The organism is Candidatus Dadabacteria bacterium (assembly GCA_026705445.1).
Lineage (GTDB): Bacteria > Desulfobacterota_D > UBA1144 > Nemesobacterales > Nemesobacteraceae > Nemesobacter.
In genome coordinates, this window is record JAPPAR010000013.1 from 27,001 (window position 1) to 39,114 (window position 12,114).

A 12,114-nucleotide genomic window follows, 5' to 3' on the forward strand; every position below is an offset into this window, starting at 1 on the left:
TCCCTGCGTGTTCAGGACGGATTTTCCAATGTTCCGCACAGAACCATTTTCTCAGGTACGGCACAAGAAACAATGCCATAGGCAAAAGCATATGACTGTCTGCTCCCTGCGTTGTGTGACTTTCAGTGCTGTGGTATGGTTGACGTAACGTGTACATATGACGGAATCAAAACCGGTGACTGCCTATGTGATGCCAGGTTCCGGCGATGCCAGATTTCGATGGGAGGATCAAGATGCAATCTGCAATCCGTCTGCTCGCAACAGCGGGCTTGATGTGCAACCTTCTAGCCGCACTTGCAAGCGGATGCGGCACGACTCCCGCCTCGCCCGAGAGAACCGGTGATCTTGTAGCGGGCCTGATTACCAAGACCGACACCAACCCGTTTTTCGTGACGATTAAAGAGGGAGCTCTCAGGCGGGCTAAGCAACTCGGTATCGAATTGCGAACCTTCGCTGGAGAGTACGACGGAGATTCGCAAACACAAATTCAGGCAGTCGAGAGCCTGATCGCTGCGGGAGCGAAAGGCATTCTGATCACCCCTTCGGACCCTGTCGCACTTGGCGAGGCAGTCAGAAAAGCGCGAGATGCCGGAGTGCTGGTCATCGCGCTTGATACCCCTTTTCCTTCGGCGGATTCAGCAGACGCCACATTCGCCACCGACAACTTCCGGGCCGGGGAACTGATCGGCAGGTGGGCGCGGGCAATAATGGATGCTTCGGCAAAAGACGCGAGTATTGCGACGCTTGACGGGGCCGCCCGGCAGATAACGGTGGAAGTGTCGCGAAACCAGGGCTTTCTCAAGGGCTTCGGCATCGATATCAAAAACCCGAAAGAAATGTATGACGAGGACGACCCACGTATCGTCGGCAGTGGTGCAACCATGGGAACAGAATCAGGCGGACGCAAAGCCATGGAGAGCCTGATACAGAAGGATCCGAATCTGGTGTATGCAATCAACGAACCGGCTGCGGCAGGTGCCTATTCGGCACTCAGAGAGCTGGGGCTGGAAGAGAATGTTCTCATTGTTTCCATAGATGGCAGCTGCTCAGGGGTAAAAAGCGTCGCCAGAGGCGAGATCGGGGCCACTTCCATGCAGTATCCCCTAAAAATGGCGTCACTCGGGATCGAGGCGGTGGCTGAATACTCAAAGACGGGCAGGAAGCCGGAGAACACTCCCGGTCTCGACTTTCATGACACGGGAGTGTCCCTTGTAACGAAGCAACCGGTTCCGGGGATTCGTTCCCTCGACATCGATCAAGGCTTAGCGGAGTGCTGGGAATAACGAAGCTTTCGGAGCTCGAGGAAAACAGGTAAAAGCTTGGGACTGCCGTCAGCAGAACCCGTTAAAGTGAAGCCCCAAGAGGCGTCTTTTCCATGTTCTTCACAGTATCCGAGAAAAATCTCTGCCGTCACTTGAAGACCATCAGAAATAATACTATAATATTGATAAATATAAAAACAGGCTGTTTTTAATATTGTGGTATTACTTTTTACGCTTTCAAAAGCACAGGAAACAATCGCGGCGAACATGCGCAACCGACGTCTCGCAACGGGGCTCACCCAGCAGGGTCTTGCAAAACGCTCGGGGGTCAGTCTCGCGACCCTGCGAAAATTCGAGCAGAAAGGAGTTGTTTCCCTTGAATCCTTCCTTAAGCTTGCCATGGTTCTTGACGCACTTGAGGACATTGTAAAGGCGAGCGAATCGCCCACCCCCGCGTATTCATCCATCAATGAAGTGATTGAGGAGAAAAGCAGGAAGCCGCGCCGCAAGAGAGGATGGCGCGAATGAACTATTCTCCCGTTTCCGAGATAACGGTAAGCCTTGATTTCGGGCGGGAGCCTGTCCACGCAGGAACGCTCGCACTCTCCGCCGAGGGCAGAATCTATTTTGAACACGCTCCGACTCTCCCCCGCAGCCTTGAGATTTCGCCGCTGCGTCTTCCGCGGAAGCCCGAGCTCATCACGTTTGATCCCATGCTGTTCGAAGGTCTCCCCGGTGTTTTTCATGATAGTCTTCCAGACGGATGGGGGCGCCTACTGGTAGACCGTCTCGCAAGATCAAGGGGAGTAGAACCCGGTCGCCTTACTCCTCTCGACAGGCTGGCTCATGTCGGACACAGAGGCATGGGAGCTCTTGTCTACGAACCCGACCTCAGCAGCCGAAGGCTTTCCGGCGCTCTTAATATTGATGATCTCGCGTTAAAAACGCAGCTGGTACTTAGAGGTTCCGCTGAGGACGTGCTTGAAGAACTGGTGGCGCTAAACGGGTCCTCTGCGGGAGCGCGTCCCAAGGCGATGGTGAGCATCAATCAGAGCGGCAGTCAAATCATCCATGGTGCGACCGGTAAAACATTCAGAAACTACGCTCACTGGCTTGTTAAGTTCCCGAACACCCAAGACGGCCCGGATGCCGGCGCCATTGAATACGTTTACTCCCTTATGGCCAGGGAAGCGGAAGTATTTATGAGCGAAACGCGCCTTCTCCCGGCAAAGAACGGGCCTGGGTATTTCACCACCAGGAGATTTGACCGCAAAGAATCTGAAGGTGGAATGACCCGGCTTCATGTCCATACCGCAGGCGGTCTGCTTCATTCGGATTTCCGTACGCCGTCTCTTGACTATGAAGACCTGCTTGCGTTAACGGAAATAATGACCCGCGACATGCGGGAAGTCGAAAAAATGTACCGCCACGCGGTTTTTAACGTCATGTCGCACAACCGCGACGACCACGCGAAGAATTTCTCATTTGTTATGGATTTTAAAGGCGGGTGGAAACTGTCCCCCGCCTATGACATTACTTTTTCTTCCGGTCCGGGCGGCCAGCAGAGCACGACGGTGCTTGGCGAAGAGAAAGATCCCTCATCCGCGCATCTTGTGGCTCTCGGGCAAAAAGCCAAGCTTGATGATAAAACGATCACGGAGACCATCGAGCGCACACGACATTCCCTCGCGGGATGGGAGACGCTTGCGATAAAGTACGGGGTCGGTATAAGCAATATAAAACTAATTAGCGACGCTATCGAACGGCTTAACCGGAGTTAACCGGAGAACTGCGCAAGCCGACGGAACAAGAACGAATAGCCGGCAGAGCCTCCGGGGTAACGCAACGAATCTTCCCGAAGGATCTGACATGTCTTCAGCTACTGCCAGAGGGCGGAGAGAGGAACGGCAAGGAACCTCTCGCCGAAAGGAACCACATCCTCTCCCGGGTAAAGAACGACTCCGCAGACAAAATCATCTTTTGCCAGGTCCCGAAGCGCTTCCATGCCTTTAAAATCGGATGAAACAACCCGTTTCGAAGCCTTTACCTCGATACCGGCAACCGAACCGTCCGGGCGCTCCAGAACGAAATCCACCTCCTTGCCGTCAGCAGTACGAAAATGAAAGAGTTCCGCCCGCATATCGGAGAAGGAAAGCAGCTTTCGAAGCTCGGAGGCGACGAAGTTCTCGACCGCGTGACCGTAAAAATCGCTCCATCGGCCGCTCGGGCCCTCAAGGCTCCGGCCAAGCAGATGACAAAGAAGAAGAGTATCGACGATATAACCTTTGGATGACTTCACGAGCCGTTTTCCGACGTTTCGGTACCATGGCCTGACGTCAAAGCTGAGGAACATAGCCTGAAGAATCCCGCGATAGCTTTTGCCGGTAACCTGGTTAAGTCCCACGTCGCGCGCAATCTCGGCATCATTCATAAGTTTGCCGGCGCGGGCCGCCAGAACCCTGAGCAGTCTCGGCAGAATGCCGATTTTCTCAAGCTCGGTAATCGTGCGCACATCACGCTGCAGTATGGTTGCAAGATAGCCGTCAAACCACTCCTCTCGTTCGTGTGCGGGTTTTCCCGATACTTCAGGAAACGTGGCTGACTCAATAGCTTCGCTAAGCGCATATTCCTTTCCCATGTCGGCAAAATCGGCTGAAAAAAGTCTCTCTGGAAAATTTCCTTCCGCAGAGAAAACCTCGCAGGCTGAAAACGGATAAAGGGTTCTTACGCTCATACGTCCGACAAGGGAATCGGAGAGCTTCGGCAAAACCATTATATTCGCCGAACCCGTAAGCAGGAACATGCCGTTGCTCCTCCCCTCCCCGAGGCGCGCTTCGTCAACAACAATCTTCAGGGCGCGGAACAGGTCGGGAACCAGCTGAACCTCGTCAATAATCACCGGTCCCCCGCGACGGCCGAGAAAACTCTCGGGAGAGGCGTAGGCGGCCTCCATATGAGTAACGTTGTCAAAAGATACGTACTCGGCGGGATACTCATTGCGGGCAAGCTCCCGCACAAGCGTGGTTTTGCCCGACTGACGCGGGCCATTGAGAAACACCACGGGATTCTGCTTCAGGGAAAACAGAACCTTCCCGGACAATTTCCGTGCCTTGTAATTCATACCTGCTCCTTTTGATATATAAATTTAATCTTTATGATTTCTAAAGGCAAGCTTTATTTTTACAAAATTTGTTCATTACGTTTGAACGAATTTTTCCTTGCTCTTGTCCAGTAACCGGGACGATCGGATGAAGAACCTTTCGTTTCCTATTCGGGAGAGGACCCGAGTATTTCCCCCTGTCGGCATCACCCAAAAAACACGAAAGCGCAAGATTCAAAATCCGGTTTAAATCCGTAAATCGATATTCAGATGGTAGCGCGTGGACTTGCGCTCTCCTGTTCTTGCAAGCGCACCTTTAGCAACCAGATCCGAAAGATCCCGAGTGGCGGTCGGTCGCGTGGCCTTTGTGATGCTTATATAATTCTCCGCGCTGAGACCACCTGCAAAACCCTCAGGGCCCTCCTCGAACATCCGAAGCAGGCATTTTTCCTGCCGCGGATTCATTTTTCCCCGCATACGCTCAAGCAACTTGGCCTTTTTTATAAGAAATTCCACGTAGATCCGCGTATACGAAAGCGCATCTAGCACGGTACGGGCAAAATAGCAAAGCCAGCCAGTTATCTCGTTTTTCGTGTTCGCCTCCCCTAGAGCCCCGTAATAAGCTTTCCTGTTCCTGCTGATCACTGTGGCGAGCGCAATCAGCGTAGGGTGGCCCAGAGACTGGGCAAGCGCTTTCTCGGACACCGCACGGCCTATGCGACCGTTTCCGTCCTCAAACGGGTGAATGCACTCGAAATAAAGATGCGCAGTGCCGGCGCGGGTAAGTGCCGGAAGTGGCGTCGCAGCGCCCGGAGCGCTTCGGTTAAACCAACGGACAAATCCGTCCATCTCCCGCTTTACTCTCTGTTGCGGAGGCGCTTCGAAATGAATCCTGCGTCTGTGAAGAGGCCCCGAGACCACCTCAACACCGTGCTCACGGTAACAGCCTACGCACCTCAGGTCAGTGCGCCCGAGCGTGAGCATCCTGTGCCAGCGGTAAAGCGTTTCGTGGGAAAGCGTACCTTCGTAAGTGCCGTAAAGGTCAACCATGAGGTCAGTGATCCCGGCTTCGGCCGAACTCACTTTCCGGTCGTCTGTCTGCAGGCCGAAATGCCGGCGAAGAGACGACTGTAAGCTTTCGCGGTCAAGATACTCTCCCTCGATTTCAGAAGTCTTAAGGGCTTCATCGCCTATAATCTCCACCCTGAGCAGGTCCCGCTCCTGTTCGTCAAGATGCATGTAAGCTCCGAAAAGCAGGCCCGTCCCTCGCAGGAAATCATGCTCCGAACCCTCGAGAAGTTCCGGTTCGTAGGTAAAATCAGGCCACTCGGGCCGTTGCCAGTTCCATCGCATGAGGCATAAGCATACCATTTATAAATCATTTTACACCTGTTTTATGATTAATAATGTGCCGTTAAAATGGAGACCCAGGTAAGGAAAAGTCATGGAAGGAAAACATTTTCCGGGTAAGGCAGCAGTGACTCCGCCTGAAGTCCGGAGTACTGCCGTTTATGGATTTGAAAAGCTCTCCCTGCCTTCCGTATCAAAAAACTGCCGGCTCACCTGCCCTTAACAATATTTGCCTTATCCCTTGTCCAAAGCAAATGAGCGTATATATTTCAAAATAGATGAACGAACTGACCGAAAGCTTCATAAAGCACCTCTCGTACGAAAGAAACTACTCGGAACACACGGTAAAGGCCTACAGGGGCGATCTTGAGAACTTCCGCGATTTTCTCGTAAGGGAAGAAAAAAAGATCGAGGACACAGACATCGCGACCATAAACGCGTACGTCTCAACCCTCTACGGAAAAAATTCCCCATCCTCTGTAGAGAGAAAGGTATCGGCGATAAGATCCTTTTTCTCGTATCTGGTAAGAAAAGGCCTCGTGGCGCAGAACCCCGCAAAACTCGTGCGCACCCCTAGAAAGGAAAAACGCCTGCCCATATTTTTAAGCGTGGACGAGGTGTTTAATCTTGTTGACGTAAAGGATTCCGGGAAAAATCCGCTCCGCGTGCGCGACAGGGCGATTCTCGAGCTTCTTTACTCAAGCGGCCTGCGGGCAAGCGAACTCGCGGGAGCCACGCTTGCCGATCTCAGCATGGGAGAGGCTGTAATAAGGGTTCGCGGAAAGGGGAACAAGGAGAGGATAGTTCCCGTGGGATCAAAGGCGCTTTTCGCCCTGGGTGAGTATCTCGACATAAGGGGAAAGCTTAAACCCTCATCCAGCCATGTATTCCTTAACTCCCGGGGAGGCGGGATAACCACGAGAAGCCTTGCGCGGATAATAAAGAAGTACGGCCTTGTATCGGGAATATCGAAAAACGTGAGCCCCCACGTGCTCAGGCACTCGTTTGCCACCCACCTGCTTGCGGGCGGCGCGGACCTTCGGGCAATCCAGGAGATGCTCGGTCACGCGAGCCTCTCGACGACCCAGAGATACACACACCTTTCGGTCGAGAGGATAATGGAAGTGTACGACAAGACCCACCCGAACGCCTAGCGGCATCGGAAGGAAAAGATGATGAGCCAGTTTCACGGAACCACGATACTCTGCGTTAAAAAAGACGACCGGGTGGCCCTTGGGGGCGACGGCCAGGTGACCATGGGAGCAACCGCGGTAAAACATAACGCGAACAAGATAAGGAAAATGTACGGCGGGAAGATCTGTGCCGGATTCGCGGGCTCTACAGCAGACGCGATGACCCTTTTTGACAAGTTCGAGGGAAAGCTTGAGGAGTTCCGGGGAAGCCTTGAGCGTGCCGCGGTAGAGCTTGCGAAAGAATGGAGAACGGACAGGATACTCAGAAGGCTTGAGGCCCTGCTCATAGTCGCAAACTCCGAAACCATGCTCATAATTTCCGGAAGCGGAGACGTGATAGAGCCGGATGAGAGCGTGATAGCAATAGGCTCGGGAGGCCCCTTCGCCCAGGCGGCCGCTTTGGCACTTGCCAGGCACTCGGAGCTCTCCGCCCCGGAGATAGTCGAGCGCTCACTTGAGATCGCGGCCGGAATCTGCATTTACACAAACACCCACATATCAATAGAGGAAATAGATTAATGTCCCAGGAATCCTATCTCACCCCGAGGGAAATAGTATCGGAGCTAGACAAGTACATAGTCGGGCAGAACATGGCCAAAAGGGCCGTGGGCGTGGCGCTTCGAAACAGATGGAGAAGGCAGAAAGTATCGCCCGAGCTTCGCGACGAGATATCCCCGAAGAACATACTTATGATGGGACCCACCGGCGTGGGGAAAACAGAGATAGCCAGACGCCTGGCAAAACTCGCCCAGGCCCCCTTTGTAAAGGTTGAGGCGTCGAAGTTCACCGAAGTCGGCTACGTGGGCCGGGACGTTGAGTCAATGATACGGGACCTCACGGAGATAGCCGTCAACATGGTAACAGAGGAAGAGACCCTTTCTGTTAACACGAGGGCAAGGGAGCTTGCTGAGGACAAGCTCATTGACCTGCTCGTCCCGACTCGCCCCGTCACCGGGACGGAGGAAGATATGGAAGAAGCCAGGAAAAAAATGAGCGAGACCAAAAAGAAGATGAGAAAGCTTCTTTGGGACGGAAAGCTTGACGACAGGGAAGTCGAGATAGAGATAACGGCTAGGTCTCTTCCCATACAGGTGTTCAGCCAAGCGGGGGTCGAGGAGATGGACCCCGGAATCTCGGAGATGATCGGCAGCCTCATGCCCAAGAAATCGAAGGTGAGAAAGGTCAAGGTTCCCGAGGCTATGGACATCCTCACCGAGGAGGAAGCCCGAAAGCTGATAGACATGGACAAGGTCACCCATCTGGCTCTCGAGAGAACCGAGAACTCGGGGATAATCTTCATAGACGAGATAGACAAGGTCGCCGGAAAAAACGGCGTCTCGGGCCCCGATGTTTCAAGGGAAGGGGTGCAGAGGGACCTTCTCCCCATAATCGAGGGAAGCAGCGTCACCACGAAGCACGGGATGGTGAGAACCGACCATATACTCTTTATTGGAGCCGGAGCGTTTCACGTCTCAAAGCCGTCCGATCTCATACCCGAGCTCCAGGGGCGCTTTCCGATAAGGGTTGAGCTTGAGGCGCTCACCAAAGACGATTTCATACGAATCCTCACCGAGCCCAAAAACGCTCTTATAAAACAGTACACCGAGCTTATGAGGACCGAGGACATAAAGCTCTCTTTCACCAGCGAGGCGATAGAGAAAATAGCCGAGACCGCGGCTGAAGTTAACAGCTCTACCGAGAACATAGGGGCAAGGAGACTTCACACCGTTCTTGAGAAGCTGCTTGACGAGATATCCTTTAACGCTCCCGACATGAAGGAGAAGAAATTCGCCATAGACAAGAACTACGTTGAGGAGAAAATAGCCGACATTGTCAAGGACAGGGATCTCAGCAGGTACATACTCTAAGAAAATGCTTGGGAGCCACACCCCGTCTGTGTCCCGCCTCCAATTTAACCCCGAATACGCCCTTGTCATGAAAGAGGCCGTTAGAGTATCAAATATCGATTCTTCGGAATTTCTAAAGAGCCTCAGGTAAAAAAAGGAGCGCGGGCGGTCACGCCAGAAAATTCCTTTTCAAGCTGCGCACTTGTCCGAGAATCGTTATACAAACCAAAAAATCTTTTAAAATACTCTTATTTGAAGGGTGAAAAATATCTTTATTTAGATGAATTCAAAATTAACCTTGCTAAAATTTTAAAAATATATAATATATATGGTTATGAATAGTCAAAAGAAACCAAGATTAAAAAACCTTATAGACAATGTTCCGCCTGGTTTCATAGTCGATGCCGTATGGCTTCGCGACCATGGCATAGATTCAAAGTCAATACACGGCTACGTAAAGCGAGGGTGGCTTGAAAAACTGACCCGGGGAGTCTATCGCCGCCCCTTGTCGGCACTTTCCGTTCCGACGCCTTGGGAGTGGCAAATGCCACTCATATCCATCCAGAGCATCATGGGCTATGGCGTTCATCTTGGAGGACTCAGCGCGCTTGAATTTCACGGTTACTCCCATTACCTGCGGCTGGGCGGCAGCACCGGCATATATCTGTACGGGAAGGTTCCGTCCTGGTTCGGGCGTCTGCCGTTCAAAACCCGATTCATTGTTCAATCGCGCTCCCTGTTCGGCAACGACACCACGGGCATTGAGAACGAGGACGATGAGCTTGCCGCCGAAACGGACAGCGACGGCGGGCCAACGGTAAGTCCCTGGCGATGGCCGATCAAAGTATCTTCTCCCGAGCGCGCCATACTTGAAGCACTGCACGATCTGCGTGGCGAAGCAGGCTTTGACAATCTGAATATGGTTTTTCAGGGACTTACGACATTGCGACCTGGGAATCTGGCATCTCTGCTGCGCCTTTGCCGAAGCGTAAAGGTAAAACGTCTGTTTTTCGTGTTCGCCGAAAGACATTCTCACTCCTGGCTCAAATACCTGGACAAGTCCGCAGTCAATTTCGGCTCAGGACCGCGCGCCTTGGTCAAAGGAGGCAAGCTACATCCGGTTTACAGAATTTACGTGACAGAGGAACTCCTGCCTTCGTCCGAAAGTGTCGAAGGAGCACGCCATGTGTAACTACAAACATTACGCTGAACAGGTTCGTCTGCTGGTCCGCCTGCTGCCCACTATTGCTGCAGAAAAAGTATTCGCACTGAAAGGCGGTTCCGCAATCAATCTCTTTTACCGAGACATGCCGCGCCTCTCCGTTGATATCGATCTTGTCTATTTACCCGTGGAAAGCCGGCCTATATCTCTGGGCAATATCGACTTAGCACTGAAGCGAGCAATGAACTTCTTCGCCCGTAGCAATAGGAATGTACAGTTTCAACGCATCGCAGGTGGAGGAAATCTCGACACTCGTATCATGGCCATAAGCGGTAACGCAAAAGTGAAAATCGAGATATCTCCTGTCATGCGGGGAACGGTTTTACCACCCGGACTGCTCAAGGTTACAGATACCGTTGAGGAAACTTTCGGTTTCGCCGAAGCCCAGGTTGTCTCTTTTGAAGACCTGTATGGAGGTAAATTGCATGCAGCGCTTGACCGACAGCACCCACGTGATCTTTATGACATAAGACTGCTCTACGAAAACGAAGGTATAAGTGACGATTTGTTCCGTGTTTTTATGGCTTATGTCTCTTCTTCCAACAGGCCACCTCATGAATTGCTGTCGCCACTTCCTTTACCGATCAAGAAGCTGTACATGGAGGAATTTTCAGGGATGACGCGCGAAAGAATCACGCAACCCGAGCTCGAAGCGGTGAGAACACATCTCTTTACCGATATTAGAAAACGCCTTACGGGTGATATAGCAGCGTTTTTGTTTTCCCTTCACGATACGGAACCCGACTTTGAACTGATCGGCCTACCTGAAGCCTTATATCTTCCCGCAGTCCAGTGGAAACTGCTAAATCTGCGGAAGCTCAGAGCCGAAAATCCGAAGAAACACGCACAGCAACGGGCAATGCTTGAAACACTCTTCATATGAAGTTGAGAAGCGCCTTTCTGCGTCCTTATTCCCGGCACAGATTAAGACAACCTATCAAAGAAAACGTTTTTTTCCTAGAGGTCAATCAAGTTCAGCCAAGAGTTCCTCAATAGGCTCATCCCCGGGCCACGCGCCTGCGAGACTTTTGGGATCAGCTATCTTGCCAGAGGTTTTTATAACTCTCTCCATATCCTGATTTCCAGATGGCATTTCTTCAAAAACATCGTCACCTTCAACGCGAGCACTTATCTTGCGAGCTTCAATCAATCTGGGCTGTCCGTTGACTTTGAAGTGAACCATTCCTTCCACGGTCGTCGGCTTACCCCAGAGAAAACGTAAAGTTTCAACGTCCAGAAAATCAGTGTTCAGCCGTCCGAGAATGTATGAATTTTTCTCAAGCAGAAGACGGAAGCGTCCCCCACCGTGTTTGATTTCGTCAAGCATACCTGCCACTACAAACGCTTTGGGATGGGGGATGTTTTTGACCTGTTCTTTAACCCGTGCACTCATCTGGTCATCAAGCGTGAAACGACCCCTAGCCGAATCGCGGGGAATTAACTCGTAACTAACTCCAGAAGCTCCCCCAGAGCTGCTGAGCTTGAGAATCGAATCGAGAACGGAACTGTCGAACCGATCGCCCTCGGGACAGTCGGTTCCGGCTTCTTCAATGGCAAGTGCCGCAAGATCAAGTGCTGTGTCGTCAAGGCTTGGTTGCTCACGCCAAAAATCAAGCTGAGCAAACACGTCATAGGCAGTATCACCAAGACTTGGAGCTTCAAGGTCGATAACCGTAGAACCCGTTTTCAAACCCGTTATTGTAAAATCGACGGTTGCATTCAACCATCCAGGCTTTGACCCTCTGCTCTTGCCCTCCCCGGTAGCTGACAGCCGCGTAGTTCTCTCCGCCGTTTCAACAAGGGCTTCCACAACGCGCAAGAGCCTCTTGGCCTTAATCTGCCCCTTGTTTTCCGGAAGGCCGCTGAGTTTTAACTGGTAGCGTTTCATGCTCATTGCAATCACTCCTATTACAAAACCTTTAGACGATAAAAATTCTGAACAATCCAGACTGTTTTGGCAAACTGCATCCGGTTTACAGAATTTACGTGATAGAGGAACTCCTGCCTTCGTCCGAAAGTGTCAAAGGAGCACGCCGTGTGTAACTACAAACATTATGCCGAGCAGGTTCGTCTGCTGGTCCGCCTGCTGCCCGCTCGTTTTTTTCTTAAGAAGTCAGCGGGGAAGCCTTTGTTATGATCC

11 protein-coding genes are annotated in these 12,114 nt (G+C 52.0%); 8 read left to right on the forward strand and 3 right to left on the reverse strand.

Annotated features, from left to right (window positions below):
- Positions 1 to 233: 233 nt before the first annotated feature.
- The 3 genes from OXG75_02850 (at position 234) to OXG75_02860 (ending at position 3,043) form a co-directional block, all read left to right on the forward strand.
- A complete protein-coding gene (locus tag OXG75_02850; GenBank protein ID MCY3624927.1) occupies positions 234 to 1,283 on the forward strand; it encodes a sugar ABC transporter substrate-binding protein in 1,050 nt (349 codons plus the stop codon).
- Between the two features lie 195 nt (positions 1,284 to 1,478).
- Positions 1,479 to 1,790, forward strand: a complete 312-nt coding sequence (locus OXG75_02855) for a helix-turn-helix transcriptional regulator (GenBank protein MCY3624928.1) — start codon at positions 1,479 to 1,481, stop codon at positions 1,788 to 1,790.
- Positions 1,787 to 3,043 carry a type II toxin-antitoxin system HipA family toxin gene (locus OXG75_02860; protein ID MCY3624929.1) on the forward strand — a complete coding sequence of 419 codons (1,257 nt, stop codon included), beginning with the start codon at positions 1,787 to 1,789 and terminating at the stop codon, positions 3,041 to 3,043. The genes OXG75_02855 and OXG75_02860 overlap by 4 nt, the downstream gene beginning before the upstream one ends.
- 98 nt (positions 3,044 to 3,141) lie before the next feature.
- On the opposite strand, the gene OXG75_02865 is transcribed toward OXG75_02860, so the two are convergent.
- Positions 3,142 to 4,383 carry an ATP-binding protein gene (locus OXG75_02865; GenBank protein MCY3624930.1) on the reverse strand — a complete coding sequence of 414 codons (1,242 nt, stop codon included), beginning with the start codon at positions 4,381 to 4,383 and terminating at the stop codon, positions 3,142 to 3,144.
- Between the two features lie 225 nt (positions 4,384 to 4,608).
- Positions 4,609 to 5,715 carry a Fic family protein gene (locus tag OXG75_02870; protein ID MCY3624931.1) on the reverse strand — a complete coding sequence of 369 codons (1,107 nt, stop codon included), beginning with the start codon at positions 5,713 to 5,715 and terminating at the stop codon, positions 4,609 to 4,611.
- A 275-nt stretch (positions 5,716 to 5,990) separates the two neighbouring features.
- Between OXG75_02870 and xerC the strand changes: the two genes are divergently transcribed.
- From xerC to OXG75_02895, 5 genes are all read left to right on the forward strand, one after another.
- Positions 5,991 to 6,866, forward strand: coding sequence for a tyrosine recombinase XerC (gene xerC, locus OXG75_02875; protein MCY3624932.1), 876 nt, complete (start codon positions 5,991 to 5,993; stop codon positions 6,864 to 6,866).
- Positions 6,867 to 6,887: 21 nt separating this feature from the next.
- Positions 6,888 to 7,424, forward strand: a complete 537-nt coding sequence (gene hslV / locus OXG75_02880; protein MCY3624933.1) for an ATP-dependent protease subunit HslV — start codon at positions 6,888 to 6,890, stop codon at positions 7,422 to 7,424.
- Complete coding sequence (gene hslU / locus OXG75_02885) at positions 7,424 to 8,773, forward strand: ATP-dependent protease ATPase subunit HslU (GenBank protein ID MCY3624934.1); 1,350 nt, start codon at positions 7,424 to 7,426, stop codon at positions 8,771 to 8,773. Before hslV ends, hslU begins: the two co-directional genes overlap by 1 nt.
- Before the next feature lie 313 nt (positions 8,774 to 9,086).
- Positions 9,087 to 9,944 carry a type IV toxin-antitoxin system AbiEi family antitoxin domain-containing protein gene (locus OXG75_02890; GenBank protein MCY3624935.1) on the forward strand — a complete coding sequence of 286 codons (858 nt, stop codon included), beginning with the start codon at positions 9,087 to 9,089 and terminating at the stop codon, positions 9,942 to 9,944.
- Entirely contained in the window at positions 9,937 to 10,857 is a 921-nt protein-coding gene (locus tag OXG75_02895; protein MCY3624936.1) for a nucleotidyl transferase AbiEii/AbiGii toxin family protein, read from the forward strand. The genes OXG75_02890 and OXG75_02895 overlap by 8 nt, the downstream gene beginning before the upstream one ends.
- Before the next feature lie 81 nt (positions 10,858 to 10,938).
- Here OXG75_02895 and OXG75_02900 read toward each other — a convergent pair whose 3' ends face one another.
- Positions 10,939 to 11,868: a hypothetical protein gene (locus OXG75_02900; GenBank protein ID MCY3624937.1), complete on the reverse strand. Its 930-nt coding sequence runs from the start codon at positions 11,866 to 11,868 to the stop codon at positions 10,939 to 10,941.
- Positions 11,869 to 12,114: the final 246 nt, after the last annotated feature.